Source organism: Paenibacillus sp. MAEPY2 (genome assembly GCF_000499205.1).
Lineage (GTDB): Bacteria > Bacillota > Bacilli > Paenibacillales > Paenibacillaceae > Paenibacillus > Paenibacillus vandeheii.
Genome location: NZ_AWUK01000010.1, coordinates 255,814 through 280,381, shown reverse-complemented (window position 1 = coordinate 280,381; position 24,568 = coordinate 255,814). Strand labels below are relative to the sequence as shown.

23 protein-coding genes and 2 pseudogenes are annotated in these 24,568 nt (G+C 47.0%); 10 read left to right on the top strand and 15 right to left on the bottom strand.

What is annotated here, in order from left to right; genetic code table 11:
* Nucleotides 1-166: 166 nt before the first annotated feature.
* The 3 genes from P364_RS37530 (at nucleotide 167) to P364_RS0108695 (ending at nucleotide 2,047) form a co-directional block, all read left to right on the top strand.
* Nucleotides 167-322 carry a hypothetical protein gene (locus P364_RS37530; RefSeq protein WP_161634226.1) on the top strand — a complete coding sequence of 52 codons (156 nt, stop codon included), beginning with the start codon at nucleotides 167-169 and terminating at the stop codon, nucleotides 320-322.
* Between the two features lie 169 nt (nucleotides 323-491).
* On the top strand, nucleotides 492-890 hold the full coding sequence (locus P364_RS0108700) for a hypothetical protein (RefSeq protein WP_152532685.1): 399 nt from the start codon (nucleotides 492-494) through the stop codon (nucleotides 888-890).
* 107 nt (nucleotides 891-997) lie between these two features.
* Entirely contained in the window at nucleotides 998-2,047 is a 1,050-nt protein-coding gene (locus tag P364_RS0108695) for a hypothetical protein (protein ID WP_024634549.1), read from the top strand.
* Nucleotides 2,048-2,107: 60 nt separating this feature from the next.
* On the opposite strand, the gene P364_RS0108690 is transcribed toward P364_RS0108695, so the two are convergent.
* Complete coding sequence (locus P364_RS0108690) at nucleotides 2,108-2,452, bottom strand: DUF3221 domain-containing protein (protein WP_024629747.1); 345 nt, start codon at nucleotides 2,450-2,452, stop codon at nucleotides 2,108-2,110.
* 615 nt (nucleotides 2,453-3,067) lie between these two features.
* Between P364_RS0108690 and P364_RS0108680 the strand changes: the two genes are divergently transcribed.
* The gene (locus P364_RS0108680; protein WP_024629746.1) at nucleotides 3,068-3,436 is read left to right on the top strand and encodes a hypothetical protein; all 369 of its coding nucleotides are present in this window, start codon (nucleotides 3,068-3,070) and stop codon (nucleotides 3,434-3,436) included.
* Nucleotides 3,437-3,528: 92 nt separating this feature from the next.
* Nucleotides 3,529-3,834: a hypothetical protein gene (locus tag P364_RS0108675; RefSeq protein WP_024629745.1), complete on the top strand. Its 306-nt coding sequence runs from the start codon at nucleotides 3,529-3,531 to the stop codon at nucleotides 3,832-3,834.
* Here P364_RS0108675 and P364_RS38595 read toward each other — a convergent pair.
* The 4 genes and pseudogenes from P364_RS38595 to P364_RS0108660 form a co-directional block, all read right to left on the bottom strand.
* A pseudogene (locus tag P364_RS38595) lies at nucleotides 3,809-3,965 on the bottom strand (maturase); the annotation flags it as partial. The gene P364_RS0108675 and the pseudogene P364_RS38595 sit on opposite strands and share 26 nt — an antisense overlap.
* A 579-nt stretch (nucleotides 3,966-4,544) precedes the next feature.
* Nucleotides 4,545-4,691 (bottom strand): annotated as a pseudogene (locus P364_RS38680) (peptidoglycan DD-metalloendopeptidase family protein); the annotation flags it as partial.
* A 205-nt stretch (nucleotides 4,692-4,896) separates the two neighbouring features.
* On the bottom strand, nucleotides 4,897-7,485 hold the full coding sequence (locus P364_RS0108665; RefSeq protein WP_024629744.1) for a DUF2339 domain-containing protein: 2,589 nt from the start codon (nucleotides 7,483-7,485) through the stop codon (nucleotides 4,897-4,899).
* 193 nt (nucleotides 7,486-7,678) lie between these two features.
* Complete coding sequence (locus P364_RS0108660) at nucleotides 7,679-8,713, bottom strand: LCP family protein (RefSeq protein ID WP_328285954.1); 1,035 nt, start codon at nucleotides 8,711-8,713, stop codon at nucleotides 7,679-7,681.
* Nucleotides 8,714-8,823: 110 nt separating this feature from the next.
* On the opposite strand from P364_RS0108660, the gene P364_RS0108655 reads away from it, so the two are divergent.
* Nucleotides 8,824-9,798: an aldo/keto reductase gene (locus tag P364_RS0108655; RefSeq protein ID WP_024629742.1), complete on the top strand. Its 975-nt coding sequence runs from the start codon at nucleotides 8,824-8,826 to the stop codon at nucleotides 9,796-9,798.
* Nucleotides 9,799-9,949: 151 nt separating this feature from the next.
* Here the strand turns inward: P364_RS0108655 and P364_RS0108650 are convergent, their stop codons facing one another.
* The 3 genes from P364_RS0108650 to P364_RS0108640 form a co-directional block, all read right to left on the bottom strand.
* Nucleotides 9,950-10,411 (bottom strand): MarR family winged helix-turn-helix transcriptional regulator, encoded by a 462-nt coding sequence (locus tag P364_RS0108650; RefSeq protein WP_024629741.1) that lies wholly within the window; start codon nucleotides 10,409-10,411, stop codon nucleotides 9,950-9,952.
* A 98-nt stretch (nucleotides 10,412-10,509) separates the two neighbouring features.
* Complete coding sequence (locus P364_RS0108645) at nucleotides 10,510-11,187, bottom strand: TIGR00266 family protein (protein WP_024629740.1); 678 nt, start codon at nucleotides 11,185-11,187, stop codon at nucleotides 10,510-10,512.
* Nucleotides 11,184-11,579 carry a winged helix-turn-helix transcriptional regulator gene (locus P364_RS0108640; protein WP_024629739.1) on the bottom strand — a complete coding sequence of 132 codons (396 nt, stop codon included), beginning with the start codon at nucleotides 11,577-11,579 and terminating at the stop codon, nucleotides 11,184-11,186. The genes P364_RS0108645 and P364_RS0108640 overlap by 4 nt, the downstream gene beginning before the upstream one ends.
* A gap of 162 nt (nucleotides 11,580-11,741) precedes the next feature.
* Here P364_RS0108640 and P364_RS0108635 point away from each other — a divergent pair, with 162 nt between their 5' ends.
* Both P364_RS0108635 and P364_RS0108630 read left to right on the top strand, forming a co-directional pair.
* On the top strand, nucleotides 11,742-12,941 hold the full coding sequence (locus tag P364_RS0108635; RefSeq protein WP_024629738.1) for an MFS transporter: 1,200 nt from the start codon (nucleotides 11,742-11,744) through the stop codon (nucleotides 12,939-12,941).
* 203 nt (nucleotides 12,942-13,144) lie between these two features.
* On the top strand, nucleotides 13,145-13,990 hold the full coding sequence (locus tag P364_RS0108630; protein ID WP_024629737.1) for an aldo/keto reductase: 846 nt from the start codon (nucleotides 13,145-13,147) through the stop codon (nucleotides 13,988-13,990).
* 219 nt (nucleotides 13,991-14,209) lie between these two features.
* Here P364_RS0108630 and P364_RS0108625 read toward each other — a convergent pair whose 3' ends face one another.
* The 5 genes from P364_RS0108625 to P364_RS0108605 form a co-directional block, all read right to left on the bottom strand.
* Nucleotides 14,210-16,309 (bottom strand): glycosyl hydrolase family 18 protein, encoded by a 2,100-nt coding sequence (locus P364_RS0108625; RefSeq protein ID WP_029880844.1) that lies wholly within the window; start codon nucleotides 16,307-16,309, stop codon nucleotides 14,210-14,212.
* Nucleotides 16,310-17,881, bottom strand: coding sequence for a chitinase (locus P364_RS0108620; protein WP_024629735.1), 1,572 nt, complete (start codon nucleotides 17,879-17,881; stop codon nucleotides 16,310-16,312).
* A gap of 370 nt (nucleotides 17,882-18,251) precedes the next feature.
* Nucleotides 18,252-19,331: a pectinesterase family protein gene (locus tag P364_RS0108615; RefSeq protein WP_024629734.1), complete on the bottom strand. Its 1,080-nt coding sequence runs from the start codon at nucleotides 19,329-19,331 to the stop codon at nucleotides 18,252-18,254.
* A complete protein-coding gene (locus tag P364_RS37300) occupies nucleotides 19,328-19,480 on the bottom strand; it encodes a hypothetical protein (RefSeq protein WP_442952275.1) in 153 nt (50 codons plus the stop codon). The genes P364_RS0108615 and P364_RS37300 overlap by 4 nt, the downstream gene beginning before the upstream one ends.
* An 83-nt stretch (nucleotides 19,481-19,563) precedes the next feature.
* Nucleotides 19,564-20,457 carry a helix-turn-helix domain-containing protein gene (locus tag P364_RS0108605; protein WP_024629733.1) on the bottom strand — a complete coding sequence of 298 codons (894 nt, stop codon included), beginning with the start codon at nucleotides 20,455-20,457 and terminating at the stop codon, nucleotides 19,564-19,566.
* Nucleotides 20,458-20,575: 118 nt separating this feature from the next.
* Here P364_RS0108605 and P364_RS0108600 point away from each other — a divergent pair, with 118 nt between their 5' ends.
* Together P364_RS0108600 and P364_RS0108595 are read left to right on the top strand one after the other, a co-directional pair.
* A complete protein-coding gene (locus P364_RS0108600; RefSeq protein ID WP_024629732.1) occupies nucleotides 20,576-21,802 on the top strand; it encodes an MFS transporter in 1,227 nt (408 codons plus the stop codon).
* 83 nt (nucleotides 21,803-21,885) lie between these two features.
* Nucleotides 21,886-22,665: an ABC transporter ATP-binding protein gene (locus P364_RS0108595; RefSeq protein ID WP_024629731.1), complete on the top strand. Its 780-nt coding sequence runs from the start codon at nucleotides 21,886-21,888 to the stop codon at nucleotides 22,663-22,665.
* A gap of 307 nt (nucleotides 22,666-22,972) precedes the next feature.
* On the opposite strand, the gene P364_RS0108590 is transcribed toward P364_RS0108595, so the two are convergent.
* Both P364_RS0108590 and P364_RS0108585 read right to left on the bottom strand, forming a co-directional pair.
* Complete coding sequence (locus P364_RS0108590) at nucleotides 22,973-23,701, bottom strand: class I SAM-dependent DNA methyltransferase (RefSeq protein WP_024629730.1); 729 nt, start codon at nucleotides 23,699-23,701, stop codon at nucleotides 22,973-22,975.
* Between the two features lie 165 nt (nucleotides 23,702-23,866).
* On the bottom strand, nucleotides 23,867-24,415 hold the full coding sequence (locus tag P364_RS0108585; protein WP_024629729.1) for a hypothetical protein: 549 nt from the start codon (nucleotides 24,413-24,415) through the stop codon (nucleotides 23,867-23,869).
* Between the last annotated feature and the right edge of the window lie 153 nt (nucleotides 24,416-24,568).

Below are 24,568 nucleotides of genomic sequence, written 5' to 3'. Positions count from 1 at the left end.
TAATGATAAATTCATCAGATTTGTTCCATTGTTTGCAGTCATAATAATTTATATAGTGTATACAGGCATCGTTATATGCTTTTCTCTACTATACCAGACGTTGTGCCTTTTTTCTCATAACCGTCGTATGCACGCCTTAGCCCATCAACAAGAGAGGTACCTCACCATGAATAAAAAAAACATTTTCATATATGTGCTGCTCGCCTTCACCCTGTCCATTACATTAACAGTGCTCTCCCGCATCAATGATAATCCCGAAGAGTCACTTAAAGGCACCACCACAACCGAAACTTCATGGTTGCAACTGAACACCCAGCCGTAAGTATACTCTATTATAACGTGATCACCACAAAAAACGTTTCACGAATGTCATCTTATGCTGGATCATGCCATGTTAGATGAGGATTAGATCCTAATCCGTTCATCAGAATAAGGCCCCTGGACGCTAAAAAGTAGCGCTCAAGAGCCTCATTTTAATGCAGTTCTATGATATGGATACTGATAAGTTCCCAAATGATGCAGGGGAAGTCAAGGTTTATGAATGCGATGTAGAAATACGAGTCGGGCAGGATGATGATTTACGTGAGGGTAAGTTAGTTACAATCATCATTACATCCTATTCTCCACCAGGTGTTCAAAATTCAATTGAACACATTGCAACGAAAATTCGTCTGGCGTTCTTTGATCGAATCTTCTATGAAAATCATTGGGACAAGCCGATTATTCCCGAAGAGAGCATACGTTGGATTGAACAACATCTATTCTCTAAAGGCAGTAGCGTAGGGGATACTTCGCATGATCAAAGTCTGGAAGTCACGTTGCAATGGGATGCCAAAAAACACGCATATGGTGGACCATCGTGGAAGAAAGCTCCAGCCATATACAATTGAAAATTAATTCTGAAGCAAGGGCGTTCCTGGATTAAAGGGAAATCCCCATTGAGGCAGGCCCTGCACCACAAAATGCTGTAATGCAAACTTTTTCAGAGGTCAACAACGTGAAAACTGAAATACTTGATGATCGTGCACAGGTACAAGCATTTGTCACCTCTAATATGGAGGACATCTACGGTGGAGTATATACCGATGAAGATGGCTATAATGTTGTTCTACTGACAGACACGTCACTTGCTAATGAAGAAAAAATCAAAAGTATCGCAAAGTTCAAAGATAAAACCAAAATTCAGAAAGTGAAATATTCCAAGGAGAAATTGTATTCCTCTAAGGAAGCATTAGCTGCTTTAGCAGTAGAATTAGGTCTTGAAGGAGTCGGAATTAGTGCAGAAAAGAATAAAGTGAATGTCTACATCACGGAGGAAAATTTCAAAAACAATAAGGAAACAATACTTAAACATATTGATGAAGATATGGTTAATTGGGTATTTGGCGATCTTGCTATTAAGCAAAAAGCCTACAATCTTTACGCTGGTGAACAAGTTGAGAGAACTGTCACGGGCGGTGAATATCAGTGTAGCCTTGGTTTCAATGGGCGTGCCAATGGGAACGATGTCGGCGTTATAGCAGGGCATTGTGGAAATGGTACTTGGTATGATAAATCGGATGGAACTGCCGCTATCGGGAACATGTCTAATGGAAGTTTGCTTGGTAACTTTGATGCTGGATATATCCGTTATACAACTAATGTAACTGTGACTCCAAGCGTCTTTCTTAATGGGAATTCTATGACAATCGGTACAACGGATTATGCAGGCTATTACCGAGAAGAAGGAGATTACGTAAGAGTCCATGCACGGTCCGGTAATGGTTCCAGCTTCGGTCCAGTTCAAGTTATTGATAACTCCTTTAACATCCCTGGAGATACACAAGATGTAGTTGTCACTACGCTATCCGGAGCAATTGATGGAGATAGTGGAGGGTTAGTTTACTCTATCGCTAACAATGGAACAAAAAACTATGCTCGTATAGAAGGAGTTTATGCAGGATCGTTAGAGCAAAATGGCATCGAAGTTTACGATTACTTTTCGAAGTATAGCCGTGTATTTGATGGTTTAGGAATGTCCGGTGTTTATACTGATTCATCGTTTTAAATAAAGACGCTTTTGTGGATAATCAATCCACAAAAGCGTTTTTTAACATTGTAAATGACACTATTTCTTGACTTTAACCGTAGCATTGGCTTGAGCGGGATAGGATTTTTTAATTGCTCCTTCAATACTTAACTCAACATTATCACCTATTGCTATAGTGTCATACACTTCTGGATTTTTGAGCGTTATCCAGATTGCATCAGGTTTGTTTTGTTCGAGAAGTTCTGATACTGAGATGTTGCCAGTTTCAGGTATATGCCTGACTATCAATATTTTCTGATCTTCTTTTGCAATGACATAGCCATTTGAACGATCCCATTTCTCAGGGTTGGTTGATTCGTTGCCAGAGCAACCAACAATAAATAAGAAAAGACAAGGTACTACAAGCAAACTCCACTTTTTCATTAATATTCCTCCTAAAACTGTTGTACCTTCCTTACTAATTGACGCTCTCCACCCATTGAATGTTGCTTCATAATTGTATCTGTATCTGCTTAGTTCTGTCTTGCCCCTCCTCTTATAAGCACCCATGCCAGAAAATAGAATTGTCTGTTTTGAAATATATAGAGTCTGTTTCTACTGAGCTGTGTCCGGCCCTAACCTCAAATATCTTACATCTTTGAAAACGGCGATTTATTGGGATTATGCTTTAATCTGCATTATACAAATATCTATGAATACCGTCTTGTACTTTGTTGCTATGTCTCATCTCAAAATAGATAAGACTCAGTAAGACGGTGATTAATACCAGTAGTACTGAAACAACAACTCGAAATTTATCCATCAGTAGTTATGTCCTCCTTCTGAATATATTTCTCAGACATATTACAACTTTCCAATAATCGAACACGTTATACTTAGTAGACCTAAAGATTCCACTCTTTAGGAATATAACATTGAAAAGGAGTCTCGATCCATGAAGGGAAAAAATTAGTATCGCTTTTACTTGCTGGAGTTGTTGCTGGATCAATTTTAGTAGCATCCATAACAACCGCAGAAAGAGTCGTTGCCCAAACTCCGATGGAGGCAGCAACTGAGTACTTTGATGCTTACATTGCTAAGGATGCAGAGGGAATGATGTTCTATTCAAAAGATATAAACTATTTGAATGAGAAAAGTCGTGAAAAAGGGTATGAAAAGGATTTTAAAACTAATCCTACTACTGAGTATGAAATTGTGGGAATCAAACAAATCAACAGTAATGAAGTAGAGATTTCAGTGATCGAAAAATATGCAGGACAAGGCTACGAACAGTCACCACCACTCCCTTATAAAGTTTTCAAAAGCGACAATGGGTGGAAGGTTTTGGTGGAACCTTTCGAAATCAACACAGCGACAGGTGAAGTCACTAAAGGAACACCAGTTCACGAAAGAAAATATATGGAATAGATGTTTTTTTTTCAATTACAAAAGTATCGTACATACTATATTTTTAATTACAAATTATAGTATTGGAGGGATTATATTGAAGGTCGCAAAAAATGAAGATCTTTACTATGTCTTTGCTCTTAACAGTTGCTGTTGTTCCCTCCGCTAGTGCCTCTCCTTCTCAGTCACCATCACAGGTACTGGAAGAAGCAACCCAGGTCGCTACAGACTATTTCAAATCCTATATTTCTAAGGATATCGAGGGCAGGATAAAAAATTCTTTAGAACCTATTTATTCAAATGACACAGAACGCCGGGCTGCTCACTCCAGTAAATCGGCTCGTTTTCTCGGATATGATATGCGGATCAGCCACGATGCAGACACAACGAAAAACCAGGAGTCAAGTTTCCTTCTTTAGCGTAAATTTTTGAGTAAGCCATTAGATAGAAATCTAAATTGTAAAGATTCCTATATAGCCTCTGGAACTTATAATCTGGACGTAATGCTTGCTTTGCTAGATTGTCTAGCACGGGTTTCTGGACTTCTCATTGAGCCTCACACTCCTTTCCATTAGGTTGCTAGACTTGAAAAACTGTTCTCCTTCGCCATGTGATAGGCTTTCTCTCTCTACCTCGGACTACTACGAGAACTCCGTTACCTTATTGGATATTCAGACTCGTTCGTCATAGCTCTATTTGAGCGCTCCAACTTAGGCAATCCCCATTTAGACATAAAAGAACCGACTTGTTGTAATATCGAATGTGACGTTCGCCCTTTTCCTCTTATTGAGGTTGGTCAACCCAGAACCACTCTCACCAAGCATGAAATTAACTCGATGAGCTGTGTCTTCTTAGTTGAAGATCGGGTTGCGTATCGTTTGTAGTTACCTTCCGATACGAGCGGACCATTAGCTCCCTCGGACTATCATTTACGCAGTTTAGCTTTCATCCTTGTTTACAACATCTCACCTCGCCATTCAGTCGTGCTTTGGCAACTAAGCAACTTATGGCTTTTCCCAACATGCTACACTCCCCGATATTGGTTTCCCTCACGGATAAGTTGGTTGGTGACAGATTATTGTGGTTTGATCTGCTCCCTTGTCAAAGGGAGATTTCTTTTATGCCCTTATGGGCGCACCTGCATGTGCCCTTCTGCCCCAACGGATTTAATCATGGAATCTAACGTAGAGAACCGGTTTTCGATTCGGTGTACCGCCGCCAATAGATTCCAAGGAACTCCATATTTCTCTACGGCAGCTTGATAGATTGGGATATAATCCGATAATGTCTACTTTCAAAAGTGATGCTACTGCGGAATTACATGCCATCAACGCCGCTTTTTCCTGATGCCAAATTTCCTCCAACCATACACAATGAGAGATATAGGACCAGCAATCCATACTAACTGCCATAACATGATACTCAGGTCAAATCCCATATTGTACCCTCCCCAAAAGATGGTAAATGCTCCGTCGACTATCCTAAAATTGGTTCTTTTCATCCTCCGGCAGATCCGATTCATTAGGCTGTTCGGTCTCTCTGGCCTGTATTTCCTCCATCCGGCTCGACACCTTCTGATACAGGTAGGAAATGCCCAGCAGCAGTACACCAAAGCTGAAATAGGCAATGATTTTGCTGCCCGATGTGAGCAATCCGACATCATAGAACACCATCTTCCCGGTGGAGAACAACGTCAAGCCCAGACCAAGGCGCCGAATCATTACATATTTTCTTCGGAACCCGTAGGCAATGTACAGGATCGCAAGCAGCAGATAGATCAGGCTGAACAGCAGCCCTACATCTCCCCAATGGAACTGAATCGTCAAGAACACAGTAATGACTCCCAGCAGATAGACCCCTGCGATAACCGGATACCACTCAATGCTCTTAAACTGCCCGCGGATTGCCGCGATCAGCAGATCCCTTCCTGCAAAGAACACACCCACGTTAAAGATAATCAACACAAGCAGACCTACGATTTCAGCCGCTGTATGCTGCTGAACATCCGGCTGAAGTGCCGGCATGGATAACGTTACCGCTAGTGCAATACAACAACCCACCGCATGCAGGAAGATGACATAATATTGTACGATCCGGTCACGCAGCAGCTTCACTTTGCCCAGCCCATAGGCCATGGCAATGGTTAGCGCAGCGAACATCAGCCACTTGTAGAATAGGTATAACAGGAATGAGTCATCGACGGCTTTCATATACAATTCATTCGACTCGTACAGCACGTATAACCACAGATTCGCCAGTGTGACGTACTTGAATGCATTCAGAAAACCGAGCTCTGTCAGGCCATAGTGGTGTTTCTTTTGCGACAAGGAGCCATTGCGATCCAAGGCGTAATACAGTGTAATGAGCAGCGCGCCCAGCGTGATGCAGGAGTATTTTATCATGAAATACGATTGCTCCCCCATAATGAACAGCACCAGCACATCATAGTACACAAAGGTAAACATGCACAGCAGCACGATGCCCCATCCGGCAAGCTCCACCAGCTTAAATCGCTTCAGATGTCCGAGCGTAACCAGCAGAACCCCTTCAATCAGCCAGCCCATGGACAGCCACTTTGCCCCAAATTGGAACGGTATAATCAGAATGGCAAAGGTCAGGGAAGTCACGTAGAACAATAGAAGAGTCTGTTTCTCCTGCGGCATCCTCTGCTGTACAAATCGGGCGAGCCCGAGATAAACCAGAGCGAAAATCAGAGCAAGCAAGCCCTGTGCGTCATTCCATCCCGCTGCATCGAACAATACATACAACATCAGACAGCTGATGCTTGTATTCATGGCCAGCAGTGTGAAGTCCCACCACGTTAATTTCACCCGATGTCTGAAGGGATACGCCAGTGTAATGCCGAGATATAATGCAAATGTCACAATAGAATACACCATGCCGATCTTCTCACTTGGCGAGAGCCATAACAGGATGAGCATGGACGGTGTGTTGAACAGAAAACTGATATAATGCACAACCGGCCACCGTTTGCCAAATGAAATCCATACAATAATCCCGTTTAAGAGCAGCAGATAGATCATCGCAACATATACAGCCGAACCTTGAAGGCCGAAATAGGCCATGTAGGAGATTAACGGCAGATACCCTCCAACCAACCCAAGTGAGCAGATTGTTCTGGACTGATACCTCAACGATAACAGCACGGATATGGCTGAAACCAACACCGACAAGGCAAGTCCCGTATATAACCCGATAATATGCAGTAAAAAGTAACTATAGAAGATCGAGCCAAACAGAACAGAAATCCCGCCTCCCAGCAGCCCCATCGCGAACGTCTGCCGTTTGCGCCGGAACAGCCATTCACCCCCGGCAAGCATAAGTGCACCGAGCAGGAAGAATGCTCCGCCTTTCATCTCATCGTTGAACCAGGTAGCGTAGGAGTACTGAAACGCCGCTCCAACGCCAAGAATGATAAGCAGAATGGCGACCTTATTGATCCAGCTTAGGCCAATCTTCATCTCCATCCGGTTCTGGCGAATACGCCGCTGAATGGTCTCTTCGCTTAAGCCTTCTTCCGCCATATGCTCGTATCCCTGCTGCATCTGCCTGCGCAGCGCCTCTTCTCTCTCCCACAAGGCCTGTCTGTGCTGCTCAATTCGTTCCTGCACCTCAGCAGCCAGATAATCAATTCTCTCCTTAATCTCGGTGGCGTCGCTCTGAAGTTCCTCTGAAGCCCTGTTGAATATGGCATTCAAATTCACTTTGGCACGATGTTCATGCGCCGCCAGCCGATCATTATGTACACTCGTCTTTCCTTGAAAATAGGTCTCCATCTTCTCCTGGGATACACGAATGAGATTCAATTTCTCATCCAGCATCTGTTCGGACAACGCCATGCGAAGACGCGCATTCTCTTCCTCCATCTTGCGGGTGCGTGCTTCAAGCTCCTGCAGCTTGAGTTGATGCGCTTCATATTGCGCTCGCAGTTGTTCATTCTGCACGATCAGATCATCGGATTGATACTCCTGGAGCAGCGCATTGTATTCCTTTACCAGCTGCTTCTGCTGCTCCTGAACCTGGTGAAGCCGATCCTTGAACTCGTTCATGAGCTTCCTCCGTTGGTTGATGTTTAATCTATTTCCTATATTTTACTATATGTATGCCATAAAATGGGGTTTACAGAATAGATAACAACAAAAAGCCCAGGAAGCATCATCTTCCCGGGCTCTCATTCATAGAAAATATATTGATTCTGCATAGGTACTTAGCTTTGGGGTAATCTTACTGTACCTCCGATGCTTACGCAGGATCTTTCGTATCCGTCGTCTCCGGCTCCATAATTTCGGTGGCATCCGGGTCCAGCCAGTTAGCAAGCAGGGTCCGCACATAATGCAGATCACTCTCTGACAAATCATAGTACCATGTTCCGCTGCGCGTTGCGCCCTCACCCTTCAGCATATAATTGCTGATTGTTGGTGTGGTGTCTTTCATATATAGAGACTCGGCAAATTTCACGATGAAATCCGAGTTCATGTTGGTTGTAAAATTCGATCCGGCAATCTGGATCACGTCCGGGATCTTGGTCAGATTTTTGACCTCAAGTGCACGATTCATGAATGCACTGAGGAAAAGACGGTGACGCATCGTCCGATTGAAATCGGAATCTTCCCGGTAACGCACATAGCCCAGCGCTTCTTCGCCGCTATAGATCGGTTTGTTCGCTTCCACAAACAGCTTCTCATGCGCTTTCATCTTGTTCTCAATATTTTTCTTGATCGGCAATTCAACACCGCCAACCGCATCAACAATATCCTTGAGTCCGTTAAAATTAATCGCGGCATAGAAATCAACTTTGTTTTCCAACAGATGCTCCACAGTGTCCATCGCCATCTTGGCTTCACCATGCGCATAGGCTGAATTAATCTTCGATTTCACATCCCGGCCGACAATATCGGTATAAGAGTCACGCGGAATGGACAGCAGCAGCACTTTATTTTCTTCCGGACGAACGACAGAATAGATCATGGTATCCGAACGGCTTGGTTCGTTATCCCGTTGGTCAATCCCTAGCAACAACAACGAGAATGGATCGGTGTGTTCTACAACGGGTGCATCCTTATCGCCAACCGGCTTGAAGGATTCATCGAGCGTTTCCTTTACGGTATCCGAAGCAAACAGGTTAAATGCAAACACGACGAGTTGCTTTTGATAGATAAATCCGAGTCCCCCTAGCACAATGAGCGTGCTCAGGATGATAATTAAAGGTTTCTTCCATCTCTTCTTCGGTTTCTTCGGCTTCCGTCTAGTTAAATGTGCGGCACTGTTTTCCATCATATCTCCTTTAATAACGGTCTTAGAATCATTTAACTATATTAATAACACGTTTTCAATAGATTACGTTATAATCTGCTATACAAGAAGTGACACAGAAGGAGCGATGAGCGATGGAATATCGACGTTTGGGGAATAGCGGTCTACGCGTTTCCGCACTTGGACTCGGCACCAATGCCTTTGGTAAACGGTCGGACGACCCGACTTCGATCCGCATTATTCATGCGGCACTGGATCAGGGAATTAATTTTATCGATACCGCCAACATCTACGCCGGAACGGAATCAGAGCGGATTATCGGACAGGCCCTCACAGGTCGACGGGAAAACGCTGTGCTTGCTACCAAAGCCGGACTCCCCCGGCATGACGGTCCCCATGGGCGCGGTTCCTCGCGCTATCATCTGCAGCAAGAGCTTGAGCATAGCCTGCGGCGTCTGCAGACGGACTATGTGGATCTGTATCAGATCCATACCTTTGATCCGCACACACCGCTGGATGAGACGCTGCGCACACTGGATGATATGGTCACTTCCGGCAAAGTCCGCTATATCGGTGCTTCCAACTATGCAGCCTGGGAGCTGATGAAAGCTCTTGGCACCAGCGAGCTGAAAGGATATGTACGTTATATCTCGACCCAAACCAGCTACTCTCTGGCGGATCGCACACCTGAGCTTGAACTTGTACCGATGTGCCTTGATCAGGGCGTCGGCATCATCCCGTATTTCCCGCTGGCAGGCGGCATTCTGACAGGGAAATACAACGGCGAAGCTGGCGTACCTTCCGGTTCCAGAGCAGATACCGATCCAGCCTTCAACCGTTTTCTACTGAAACACAATATTCAACTGGGGGAGCAGGTCAGTGAAAAGGCATCGTCGTACGGATGCTCCCCAAGCGTCCTGTCCCTTGCATGGTTACTATCACGCCCTGCTGTTTCGACGGTTATCGTTGGGGCAACTCGTACGGAACAGCTGGAGCATAATCTGGCCAGCCTGGACATGAAACTAAGCGATGACATGATCGCCGAGCTCGATCAACTCAGCGACTCATTTCGCTATGGTAAGCCGTTTGCCACATATCGGATAGATTGAAATTGAAGCAACAGGAATAACCTCCCGGCTAAAAAGTCAGGGAGGTTATTTCAACTTTTGTATAAGAAAATTAGAATTAAATTGACAAAACAACTTCCAACTTCACTACACACTGTAGTCTAAAAAACATAGAAAAAAATCGTTCTATGAATTAAACATCTGTTTTATGTCGGATAAATTCCTGCATGATTTCCATGTATTCGTCCTTACGATCACTTAACACATCAAAGAACAACTTGTCGGCGGCTTCAACTAGATGAATACCTTCAAGTGCCAAGCGGGTTCCTTCCGGCGTTGTTGTAATAATATTCGCACGGGTATCTGTAAGATGACGCTTGCGAGTGATCAACTCTCTCTTTTCAAGAGCACGGAGGACTTGAGAAGTAACATTAACATCCACATTGGCAAAATGCGCTAGCTGGACCTGGGTTACTCCCTTGCCCTCAGTGTCGCGTTCATTGAGCCACACACAGGCATGCAATAATACAAATTGGGGTTGGGTTAATTCCAGAGGCTCCAGCACCTTGCGTATTTCCTTTTGCCACATCGTAGTCACCTGCCATAGCAGATACCCCGGGCTTTCCTGAGCATTTTTATACCGTGAGCTTTCCATTTCTATATACCTCCATCATTACACCTTAAGCTTCATCTATCTTATAACGAATGTTGGAACCGATGTGTTTCAACGTTGTACATTTGCAATGGGAAACATTAGCGTGAAGGAATAAATTGCTTCACCCATTGGCCAAATCCATGCGGATTACGACTCTGAATTAGAACAGTACCTTCACCCCGGAATCGGCATACCAATCCTTCTCCACTCGTCACGCTGGATAACCAGCCTTGGGATGCTTTCTCAATGCGATAATCCACATAACTCGGCCATGCGACCAAGTGAGCATTATCCACAATCACTTCTTCACCCGCAGCCAGATTGATGGCATGGATGGCACCATAGGAAGACAGGAACACGGTTCCTCGACCACTGATTTCTATAATAAAGAAACCTTCTCCAGAGAAAAGACCTTTCTTCAGGTTCTGCATTTTGGTATTCACCTGAATGCCTTCCGTTCCAGCCAGAAATCCATCCTTCTGTACGTAGAGCGAATAAGAACCATCCAGTTCAACCGCCTCCACATCTCCCATGCTGGACGGCGAGAGCAGAATTTCCGCAGATCCCCCTGCAGCCGTCAATTCCTGAAAAAAGAATTTCTCGCCGCTGAGCATCCGTCCGATTCCGCCAAACATGCCGCCTTCAGCAGATCCCTTCAAATCAACGGTTGGTGTCATGGATACCATGGCCCCACTTTCCGCCTTGAACCGTTCTCCCCGTTGCAATTGCACCTTAAGCATCGCAAATGCACCATCATATAGAATTTCATAGTTCATGGCTTCATCAGCTCCTTGTTGTCCGTGTTAAAATCATTTAGCCCATTATCCTCCAACACGGAGGATTTGTCTCCGTATTCCTTAATAATATGCTGATCTCCCCAGTTACATAGGGCGTTCAGAATCGGTTCCAAACTTCGGCCATATTCACTCAGTTCATACTCCACTTTGGGAGGAACCTGGTTATAGACAATACGGTTCACGATCCCGTCATCCTCAAGCTCCCTAAGCTGCTGTGTTAACATTTTCTGCGTAATTGCGGGCATAATACGTTTCAGATCACTGGTCCGTTTCTTCCCGTGTGTCAGATGGCAGAGAATGACGCATTTCCACTTGCCACCGATGACTTCAAGCGTCGCTTCAACGGAAATATTATATTTCTTTCTGATCATGCTGAATGTCCTCCCGGAATTCTTATTTCATAGAAACAAATGCTATACAGGCACTAAAAAGTACGTAGGGTACTAAAAAGTACGTACTATTCATTTTATGTCGAATAACTCATAATAGCATTTGCCGGTAAGTAAATCTACATTCTAGGAGTTGAACAAAAAATGATTCAAGATTCAAAACGCAGTACCTGGGCACTGCTGGCACTGGCAATCAGTGCGTTTGCCATCGGCACCACTGAATTTATCAGCGTTGGATTACTGCCCCTTATTGCAGATGACCTGGGCATTTCCGTAACGACGGCGGGACTGACCGTTACTTTATATGCATTAGGTGTAACCTTCGGGGCACCGATTCTGACCTCACTAACGTCAACGGTGTCACGCAAGACACTGCTGCTTGCCATTATGGTCGTTTTTATCGCGGGTAACACCATGGCTGCGCTATCGAGCGGAATTACCATGCTGCTCATTGCGCGAATTGTCTCCGCTCTGGCACACGGCGTATTCATGTCCATTGGTTCCACCATTGCGGCAGACCTGGTTCCTGCAAACCGCCGGGCGAGCGCCATTGCCATTATGTTCTCCGGCTTGACCATCGCTACGGTAACCGGTGTACCCCTGGGAACACTCATCGGTCAGAACTGGGGCTGGCGTGCAGCTTTCATTCTTATCGTTGTCGTCGGTGTTATTGCCTTCATCGGTAACATGATTCTTGTACCGTCCACGCTGCAACGCGGAAAGCGGACTGCATTCCGCGAACAGTTGAAGCTGGTAACAGGCGGACGATTGCTGCTGGCTTTAGCCATTACCGCTGTGGGATATGGCGGAACGTTTGTTGTGTTTACCTACCTGTCCCCACTTTTGCATGACATCAGCGGTTATTCCGACAAAACAGTCGCGGGAATTCTGCTGCTGTACGGAATCGCCATTGCGATCGGTAATATTATCGGAGGAAAAGCGGCCAACCGCAATCCGCTCCGAGCACTATTCTATATGTTTATCATTCAGACCATCATTCTGGGCATCCTGTATTTCACCGTTCCATTCAAGTTTGCAGCATTAATCACCATTCTAGGGATGGGTCTGCTTGCCTTCATGAATGTGCCAGGGCTTCAGATGTACGTCGTGACGCTAGCAGAACGTTATGCACCGCAGGCCAAAGACGTGGCGTCCGCCTTCAACATCGCGGCATTTAACGCAGGGATCGCCATCGGTGCCTATTTGGGCGGTGTAATCACGGACTCCATCGGTCTGATTCATACCACATGGGTGGGTGCAATTATGGTCCTGGTTGCCGTTCTTCTGACGGGTTGGGCAAGAGCACTTGATCGTAAAGATCCCTATTCTCCATCCGAGACGTAAGACAGGTTCAGTCAGAGCAACAGGCTTAACCATGCATCATTCCAGTGTTAAAGCAATCATCCGGAACCGGTTTCCCCTTTATTGTAAATCTAGTATAATACGTTAATTCGAATTTAATCTACTATGACTTAATGAAGGACAACAGGATTTATCGTTTTACATCATTACTACTATTTTGGTTCATACTATGAGGAGGACTTCACATGACAGCACAACATTTACAATCCACAGTAGCTTTAAATAACGGTGTTCATATGCCTTGGTTCGGACTTGGCGTATTTAAGGTAGAAGAAGGAGCCGAATTAATCGAGGCTGTTAAACAAGCCATTGCTCACGGTTACCGCAGCATTGACACAGCCGCTATCTATGGCAACGAATCGGGTGTAGGTCAAGCGATTGCCGAGGCGCTAAAAGAAAATAATTTGAAGCGTGAAGATCTGTTCGTCACATCCAAAGTGTGGAACGAAGACCTCGGATACGAGGAGACGCTTGCTGCTTATGAGACATCACTGAACAAACTGGGACTGGAATACCTGGACCTGTATCTCATTCACTGGCCAAAAGCAGGCAAATATAAAGGTGCATGGAAAGCGATGGAGGAGCTGTACAAAGCAGGACGCGTCAAAGCCATTGGCGTCAGCAACTTCCAGATCCATCACCTTGAAGATCTGATGCAGGATGCCGAAGTGAAACCAATGATCAATCAGGTGGAGTACCACCCTCGTCTGACTCAAGTTGATCTTAAAGCGTTCTGTGAAAACAATGGAATTCAGTTCGAAGCATGGTCCCCGCTGATGCAGGGTCAACTTTTGGACAACCCGGTCCTGACCGAGATTGCCACTGCGAAAGGTAAATCGGTAGCACAAGTCATCCTGCGCTGGGACTTGCAGAACGGTGTCATCACCATTCCGAAGTCCACCAAGGAAAAACGTATTGTCGAGAACTCTTCCATCTTTGACTTTGAACTGTCCAATGATGAGATGGATCGCATTAGCGCCCTGAACGAAGACGTTCGCGTTGGACCTGACCCGGACAACTTTGATTTCTAATTGAAGGTTTCTGATTTCTTGAGACTGATATACAGATAAAAAATAAGTAGGGCAAAACCTGTTAGGAGCCTGCTTTGACATACTATAGCGAAAAACCACCGGCTCTTGATCCGGTGGTTTTTCGTCTTCCATTTTCTTATCTTCTTCGGTTTAGCGGTACAAGACAATCTACACGAACACTGCTCGCTTTAATTTAAAATGTTGTAATTAAATTTTTAACTATTGCAGCTGCCACAAGGCAGGTACATTGGATGGTTCCCAACCTGTCAAGGACGTGTGGGGCTGCAAACATTTATACGTCTTGCCGTTATATGTGACCAGTTGTCCTGCAGTGTAAGCTGTGTTGGCCTGCCAAGCGGAAACGCCGGGATTCGTCGTTCCTGCTGAGGTTTTCACGCTCACCGCGTTGCTCGCTGCAGACACATTGCCTGCTGCATCCTTTGCTTTTACCGTAAACGTATACGAGGTATCGGCCGCAAGCCCGCTGATTGTTGCCGTCGTTCCGGTTACTGTTGTCGCCAGTGTTGTCCCGTTGTATACGTCATAACCCGTTACACCCACGTTATCTGTGGATGCCGTCCAGCTAAGCGTTATGCTGGAGGACGTTTGCGCGGTGGAGGCAAGGTTTGTCGGCGCAGTTGGCGCTTGTGTATCGCCTCCCGGCTGAGCTGTTGTGCTTACGGTTACTGCATTACTGGCTGCAGACAGATTACCTGCCGCGTCTTTTGCTTTTACCGTGAAGGTATATGACGTACCCGCTGTGAGTCCGCTGATCGTTGCGGTCGTTCCGGTTACTGTTGTCGCAAGATTAGCGCCATTATAGACGTTATAGCCTGTCACGCCTACATTATCTGTTGAAGCATTCCATGCCAGCGTCACCGAGTTTGCCGTCACGCCTGTCGAACGGGCATTCCCTGGTACGCTTGGTGCCGTCGTATCTACTGGTGGCACTGTACCTCCCGTAGGCAGATCGGCTTTCAGTTTGTTTTGGAGTGTTTTGTTACGGTCACCGCTGAGCTCCCAGAACATCGCTCCGCCAAGCCCTTTGCTCTTGATATAAGCCGTTTTATATCCAACAGACTCTGCATCGTCATAACTGATAAAGCGTTTGTTGGACGCATTATAGAGATATGGCACTTTGGCCGTGTCATTCCAGTAACGTGTGTATCCGTTTTTGTTGATGTAATTGGCTTCCAGATCATAGAAGTCAAAGGAGCCTGCTTCCCATGTTCCAACGGATGAACCACCCGTGCACGTCTGATACTGGCCGTTGCCTGCCTGTGCACATCCATCCCAGCCACGGCCGTAGAATGGAACACCAAGCACGAGTTTAGCAGCCGGTACGCCTGCATCCAGATGCCCTTGTGCTCCGGCAGCCACATTAAATGTATTGGCATCTGGCACGCCAGCGGCTGAAGCCGCAGGATCATAGTTCAATGGCGCATTATGTGCGCTGATTTTTTGCCAAGCCCCGTTAAAATCGTATGTCATAATGTTAATCCAGTCGACGATGGCAGCAATTTTTGCAAGCTCCGTATTGGCAGCATAGGTCGCAGACGCACCGCTTGCAATCGTAAGCAGATACTTCTTGCCGTCCACAGCTCCCGCTGCATCCAGCTTTTCACGGATTTTGCTCAGGAGCAAAGTGTAGTTTTGCTTATCTTCAGGACGTTTGCTGTTACCATCAAGTCCGCCGGATACCGGGTACTCCCAGTCCAGATCTACCCCGTCAAAATTGTACTTCCGCAGGAAGTCGACGGCAGAGTTCGCAAAGACCTCTCGAGTTGCAGCAGTCGCAGCTACATCAGAGAAGCGGTTGGACCACGTCCATCCTCCGACGGAGATAATGGTCTTCAGGTTAGGATTGGTTTGTTTCAGCTTGTTCAGCTGATTGATATTGCCTGCAATGGGCTGATCCCACGTATCCCCTGCAAAGGTCTTGCCCGTATCGATCCATGGATCGCCGAGCACAATCGTTCCGTTTGGTACATTGATCGTTTGGCTTTTTTCATTCTGACAGGTCCAGGTTACAGGATTGGGTCCCGAAGGGTCTGGATTTCCATGAATGCCGTTCCAGCAAATATCAGCAAACGCATAGTTGATATGCGTCACTTTGGTTGGATCGATATCGGCTACATTATAGTTTCTGCCATACGCTGCCCAGGACGGGTAGTACCCAACAATTTTATAAGAATCTGCTGCTTCGGCCGTAGCAGGTTGGAGTGCAAAAGAAGGGACAATAACGGATAAGAGCAGGGAAAGACCAAGGAAAAACTTTGCAGTCTTCTTAAAAGCAGTGTGTTTATTTAAATTTATCATTTAATACACAACCTCCTCTGTCTTTTGCGTGCTAAGCCCATTCAGGAATGGACGATGTGCGTTCGAGAACTGGTTATTCGTATACGCGTCCCAGTTGATTGACCAGGTCATAATGCCCTTGAGACCGGCATAACCTGCAGGCTGGCGCAATGTATAAGAACCGCCGTATGATACTCCTTTGATCAGATAATTCAATGCTTTTTGCAGCTCAGCTGGCGCCGTATAGCCGCCTCCAGCAGCCTGCTGGGAAGCGGGTACACCAATCGCAATCTGGTCCGGTCGCAAAGGACTAAAGAATGGACCCGAGCTTCCGCCTACGTTAAAGCCTTGAAGCAGCATTTCGGCCATGGCGACATGGAAATCGGCTGTCCCTTGAGCGTATGAGCGGCCGTCCAATCCCACCATCGAACCGGTGTTATAGTGCTGCACATGCAGCAGGGTCAGGTCATTGCGCAAGGCATGAATCACTGGAAGATACGCTCCCCAAGGACCACCATAGTTCAGATATCCGCCCTGTACATAGGCCGTTTCCGGTGCAGCAGTTAGAACAAAATTGGCACCGAAATGTGATTTAAGCGCTTTCACGCCGTTAATCAGGTTAACGATCTTCGGAGTCGTCGGACTACGGAAGTCGGTATCCCCCGCATTTAGAGACAAGGAGCTTCCTTCAAGATCGATGTCGAGGCCATTGAATCCATAAGTCGAAATAATGGATTTTAGAGAATCCTCAAACTGTTGTCTCTTGGTCGCATCCGTGAGCTCAATCGTGCCATTGGCTCCTCCCATGGAAATCAGTACCTTTTTCCCTTGGCTCTGAAGGTATGCAATGTCCGACTTGAACTCTTCTACCGTAGCGTTATACGGCGTAAAAGCAAGCGTTCCGCTGCCGGGTGAAATCGGCTCGGCAAAGGAGACATTAATAACGTCATAGGCTGTTGACACGTTGCGAAGTTTAATATTGGTAGAGCCATTGTCGAAATTGTGCCAGTAGCCGATCAACCATTTACTGCCGGTTGGCCCAGGATTCGAAGGTCCGGTGGAAGTCGTAACGCTTAGAGAGGTACTTGCAGCGGACAGATTGCCTGCCGCATCTTTTGCTTTGACTGTAAAAACATATGTGGTGCCGGCTGTCAGTCCTGTTACTACAGCCGTAGTTGTTGAAGTGTTCGCCGCGAGAGTACTGTTCCGGTACACTTCATATCCGGTTACACCCACATTGTCCGTGGATGCGTTCCAGGTAAGATTGACCGATGTATCCGTGACGAAGGATGAGGTTAAACCTGCAGGAACGGAAGGTGGTGTCGTATCCGGAGTTGGAGTCCCCCCTCCAGTACCTTCCCCGACGTATTTCCACAATGCGGGCACATTTGAGGGCTCCCATCCGGTCAAAGCCGTATGGGGCTGAATACATTCATAATCTTTATTTAAATAGGTTACTAGATCTCCTTTTTTGTATGCGGTGCCTGCCTGCCACTGGGCAGCGGCATCTGCTCTTGGTGCAAACCACGTAATAATCAGAAGAAATGCCAAAGCGAATGTAATGACCGGGCGGAATCGAACAGCTTGATTCAAGCAAAATCCCTCCTGTATTAAGGTTATTTTCACCTTGCAAACAAAGCTTCAATGGTGCACTTACATGTGATCCGCGATCTATAGAGCATGTAAAACCGTCTTACGATGAGCGTCGCTTCACTCCCTTTCCTTATCAAAATGGACCTTCCCTCTCGTTTTCTCTTTTTGCAGGCATCAACCAAATTTTACAGGGAATTTACAGATCCTCACCCTGTATTTAATCAGTAAAATGCAATTGAGATAAGGGATAAATTATTTCTATAGGGGGCGAAAAATGTAATATACCGCACAAAAAGGCCGCCTACCACGTCATTAAGAGACGTGATAGACGGCCTTTTTTTATTTTAAAGTAACGGATGTATTACCACGTTTATTTTAATTTCGAGGAAGCTAGTTCATATGACAGCATACCTTCGAAAGGCTGCCACCCATCCTCGCCGGATAAAATAACAGGCACAGTGTATTCGGACGCTTCCTGCTCACTGAGTATTTTCGCCCATGGAACTCTCCCCATCACACTTCCGGCCCCAGGCCCCGCACTATGATATTCAACGTACGCAACCGTCGCTTCCGCATCGGTCTTGTTCCAATTGTGCCAGCCCTCCTGCTTCACATGCGCGCCCATCCAGCAGTTCAGGAAGCAGACTTTGGCATGGTTACGCCACGGTCTGCCCAGATATACGGACTGGGCGGGGGCATTGCTGGTTAGGTCACAATCGATAAACACATAGCCATAACGTACATCCTCGGGTGTAGAGGCAGCGGTAATCCATCCGTTCACGTCTCCCTCCGCCGCTGAATCGGATAAACGGTTCTTTGCAAAGATCTCACACCCCTGGAACACCGCCGTAGCCGAACCAAAAATAAAATCGACATCGCCCTCAATGTAACAGTCCTCATAATATTGACGCAGCTTCCGCCGCTCCGCCCCGTCACGCGGCCCCCCGAAGAAACTCCGGTCCATCGGCTGCTCAGGCAGCGGCCCGGTAAAGATCGTGTCCTGGTGACCTATAAATCGGCAATGCCGGAAGGCTGCCCGATCCCCATCCACGTAGACGGCCAACGCCTGACCAACCTCACCACCAGGTCCAGCCGAGTTTACGAAGGAAAGCCCTTCTGCGGTAAAATCATCTTCACCGATAAAGACCGTGTAGGAATGAAAGGTATGATACAACTCCCCGTTCGGGAACTTCTTGAGCGCGTAATCATCATACGTGATGATGGTCTGATCGGCTCCCGCACCAACGAGGTGGACCATCGGCTTCTCGATCTGCAGTTTTTCAACATAGGTGCCTGGCTTTATACGAATCGTATACTTTTCAGTGCAGTCGGCCGGAATCGCATCAATCGCAGCCTGAATAGTGGGAAAATCGCCACTTCCGTCCGCAGCAACTAGGTAGCCATTCCTGTACAGATCCAGATTCGCTCCTTGTGACAGAGGTTTGTTCATAGCAATCGCTCCATTTCCAGCGCAGCCAGCAGGAGCGGCGCCACGCCCATGAACGAGTCACTCACAATCTGCTCGCTGACATAATAACTGTACGAACCATCCCGATCCAGACTCAGTCCTGCCCCGTGACAGATCGCGTTCAGCTTCACGCCTGCCTCCGCCAGCGTTCTGGCGCAGCGCAGGATTGTTTTATTTTTGAAACGTGTACTTATGGCCCAACGTCTTCGGATTTCTACATCTGGTTCCGATACTCCATCGGTGTTACACCCGTCACTCGCTGAAACGCCCTGTAGAATTGACTGACATTGGAGAACCCCAGCCCAAAGCTGATGGTGGTCACAGAATCTGGTGTATGGCGCAGTCGTCGGGTCGCTTCCTCCACACGCAAATTCAGTACGTACTGATACGGCGTTGAACCTGTCAGTGCCTTAAAGGAACGCATAAAATGATATCTGCTCTGGTGCGCAACCGCCGCCATGGATTCGATGTCCATTGGACTTGTATAGTCACTGTGTATATACTCCAGCACGCGCCGTAGATGGGGGTCGATGAACGCGCCGCCGTTGCCGCTTGTTCGCTGAAGCAGATTCTGAAGCTGCCCGTAAACCAGGCTCCCGCCCGCACTCACTACCCCACCCATTCCTGTGTTTGCCAGCTTCAGATTACTCCCATTTGGTTGAGCAGACAGCATCCGTCCAAGATATGTCTCTACCGCAAGCTCCGTTTCCTGTATCTGCAATGGTTCGGGCGCATCGTCCAGCAAAATGGCGTTCCAGCCTCGAAACAGTCTGCTGATCTCAGCCGGATCGAAGGTTTGTGTGGTCCGAAACTCAGTCTGCGCTCCTTGTTGATCTGAATCCTCCAAGCCGCCAATTGGCGGATTGCGAAACTTGATAACGATAACCGCGGAATCCGCACCAATCTCGAAAAAGTGCTCCATCCGGGGATGGGCAATAATCCCCAATCCTGCTTGCAGAGGATATGTCTGCTGTTCCTGCACCAGATGACACTCGCCTCTTACAGGCATCGTTACCTGATACCAGTCATCGTGCACATGGGGTTCATTGGCGAATCCGCCAGAAGCTTTCCACAATTCCAATCCATTCAGCATCATGTTTAATTCCATCGTTTCCTCACCTGCTGACATTATAGCAAATCGTGCTCACTTTCCAAGCACTTTTCACAAAGACAATAGCTGTCTGTATCTTTTATCATGGTAAAAAAATAATTCGAGGTGATCTCCCGTGGCTCAAACCGCTGTAAGCAAATTGCAAATCAATCACTCCGCCAATTGGGCGCTTGCCGGGGTCAGCTTCGCCCATCTGCTGAATGATGCGATGCAGACCGTTGTCCCGTCTGCTTTCCCGCTGTTTCAGCAAACCATGCAGCTCAGTTTCGCCCAGATGGGCTGGATTGCCTTCACATTGAATATTACCGCATCGGTCCTTCAGCGGCTGGTAGGTTATATGTCTGATCGCAAGCCAATGCCAATTCTGCTGCCTGGCGGCATGTTATTCTCCCTGATCGGTGTTCTCGGCTTTGCCTTGTCGTCAGAGCTATGGATGCTGCTTGTCTCCGCAGCATTGATCGGCATAGGCTCATCCATTCTTCATCCCGAATCCTCACGCGTCGCCCATCTGGCGGCAGGTCGCGGTCGCGGAATGGCACAGTCCATCTTCCAGGTCGGTGGTAATACCGGTCAGGCTCTCGCCCCATTGCTCGTTGCCTTTATCCTGCTCCCGCATGGGCAGCTTAGTTTTCTGTGGCTGATGGCTTTTGCCCTAATCGGGATCTTTATCCAGTCTTCCGTTAGCCGCTGGTATAGAGACAAATTGGCGGACAATCGCAGCCGTCAGCAACAGCCTGTACAGGTAAACGGCATTGTGCAGCCTGCTGCCCAGCCTGTAAGTCGGGGATTTATCGCGTTTACAATGGGTATTCTCATCCTGCTGCTGTTTTCCAAATTCGTATATATTGCTGGCATGACCGGATACTATGCTTTTTATTACGCCGATGCGTATAACCTGCCTCTTTCGCAGGCTCAGATCTGCCTGTTCGTTCTGCAATTTGCAGGCATGGTTGGCACCTTGCTCGGCGGCCCATTGGCTGACCGTTATGGACGTAAACCGATGATCTGGTTCTCCATTGCGGGTACTGCACCATTTTCACTATTGCTGCCTTATACGGGGCCTGCTCTATCCATAGTGCTGTGCGGCATCATCGGGTTGATTCTGATGTCCGGCTTCAGCGTCATCATTGTCTACGCACAAGAATTGCTCCCACGTCATATTGGGACGGTATCGGGATTGTTCTTCGGTCTGTCATTTGGTATGGCAGGACTTGGATCGGTTGTGCTCGGTTCCCTGATTGATGTGACCAGCATTTCATTCGTCATCAAGCTGTGTTCCTTTTTGCCGCTGCTTGGGGTGTGTGCTGTATTCCTGCGCCGGGATCGGCCACGAAACGCCTAATATGCATTGAAACGTCAGTCGTTTTGTGACTACAATAAATCAGGATAATTGAGACAGAGGTTAACAGAAGGAAGGAATAACCCATGATCATTGATGTACAACATGTTACTTGGAAAAGGGGACCGATCACCCTGCTGAACGATGTCAGCTGGCGTGTAAACGAAGGCGAACATTGGGCACTGCTTGGCCTGAATGGTTCCGGCAAAACCACACTCCTGAACATGATCACCGGATATCTCTGGCCGACAGAAGGTACGATATCCGTGCTTGGACACCGTTACGGGGATGTAGATCTGCGCGAGCTGCGGAAGTCCATTGGCTGGGTCAGCTCCTCCCTTCAGGAGAAATTATATGGTACCGATCGCACACAGTATGTTGTCATCAGCGGCAAACACGCCACCATCGGACTGTACGATAAACTGTCAGACGAGGATCTGGATCAGGCACGTGAATTGATGCATACGCTCGGCTGTCAGCATTTGTGGGATCGCGAATATCGCACCTGTTCCCAGGGGGAGAAGCAGAAGCTGCTCATCGCCAGAGCCCTGATGGCTAACCCCCGTGTTCTCATTCTGGACGAACCCTGCAATGGGCTTGATTTGTTCTCCAGAGAGCGGCTGCTGGAAAGTATCAGCGAGTTGACGCAGAAGCCGGATACCCCTTCGCTCATCTATGTAACTCATCATACGGAGGAAATATTGCCTGTATTCAGTCACAGCCTGCTGCTTCGTCGGGGCGAGATCGTGAATAGCGGATTAACCAGCGAGTTGATGAATAAAGACGTACTGAGTAACTTTTTTGAATCACCTGTGGATGTGGATCGGCATGGAGAACGTGTCTATGTAAGAGCATCGGATAAATAATTTTCTATATCTATATAAATTGAACTAAACATTTACACGATAACGAAGAGGACAGAAATAACCTGAAGAAGCGGAGCGTTCGCCTTTATCCCCGGATTTTCCCTTTTAAATAAGGGATTCAAAAAAATCTGGGGATAACAGCGATCGGAAGGTTGTTCTGTCATCGGAGTGGCAAGTGTAAATATTCTTTAGTTCAATTTATCTATTCACAGTCAGAACATTCGAAGCAGCCCAGAATCTTATCCACATGTGGACAGGTTCTTGGGCTGTTTGGTTATATTATGAATTATCCACAGTTTTCTGTGTACTATTTCCGGGCAGAGAGGAATAAAAACAACGGAATGCGCTGTCTGCGCAGGTACGTCTCCTCGTTCACAAAATACGGACGCTGAGGCGTCGATTCCCGCAGATGCTGTACTTGAAATCCTGCCTGCTGTAATGCCATGTAGTAGGATTCAATGGAGCGATGCATTTTTTTCACCGTACCTCCAAGCCATTGCTGCTCCCGGAATCCCTCCACAAAATACTGATCAACCACCCAGTTGGTTCGGGTCCCTGAAGGCTGCAATGTCGACGTGATCACAGGATGTTCTACCGAAAATACGAATGTACCATTCTCTTTTAACGTGTGATATACCTTGCGGAACAAGCTATTCACATCTTCAATGTAATGAATCGCTAGTCTGGAAATGACCAGATCATATGTATCCGCGGGATAGCTCCAGTCTTCCATATAAGCTTGCTCAATCTGCGCGTTCTGGCCCTTTATCGTTTCATGTGCAGCTTGAATCATATTCACTGAACCTTCAACTCCGGTATAACTGCCACCAAGGTGGCCAGGGCCCAGCAGTTCTGCTCCGAACCTCGCATCCCCACAGCCGAGATCCAATATGCTCTTGCCCCCAACGTCTCCGATCAATTCCAGCATCACAGGCTTCTCCAGCGTATCATTGGCATTCTCCTGCCACTGCCGACGTTCCATATACTTCTCAAAATTAGCTTCATCTTCGTAAAAATCAGATCCACGTTCGCTCATTGCGTACCCCTCCGGTCCTATGATGAAGTTCAACTCTCCTATTCAGCCTGAAAGATTATACACCTTTGGAAGCTATAGTTGGAACCCTTGCCTGATTCAACCTCGGCAAACTAAAACCAAAAAAGTACAGCGAGCGCCATCTTGGCGCTTCACTGTACTTCTTTTTTATAGAAAAGCATGGATCAGGAACAATACAGCAAAAGCGAGACCCGATCTCAGATGCCACTGCCGATCTAGCTTCTTGTAACGGAAAATCCCGGCAATCGGAACAGGAAGCAGAGCCAGACCGGCGAGCAGACCCGTAATATGGTTAAAGTCCAGCCTAAAATCGAACAAAAAGGCTCCGACCACATGAAGGGCAATCAAACCCATCGCAACCAGGGCAACCGGGACGTGTACTCGCCGGGCAATACCCAGCAGCTTTATAGCTAGTTTCCTGATTTGCGCCCAGGCGTCAAGCCATTTACGTTTCATCACAAACAGGATCACGTAATAAGCCAGCACGATAAAGAGCAATATCCGGGCCTGAGAGCCATAACCCTTATAAGCCTCGCGGATGTGGTGGTCGTTCCAGTTCGTCGTACTGTTATATAGATGCAGCATACTCCACAGGCCGTAAGCCAAAATAACTGCTGTCACCACCAGACTGAGCAATACCCATTTACGGTCTTTCTTCGGTATATACGATTTCTTCTTTACGGCTGCTTTGTTCATGATCGTTGTCCCCTCCCCTCCACAATGAATGGTTTATTCCTGATGAGAAGAAGTATAGCATCACTTTCTGTGAATTTACTAAGAAAAGCGTCTATCGACATGCTTCAAAGAAGCCATACGTAAAATAGGACACGCAGGCGTAAATGAAATGGG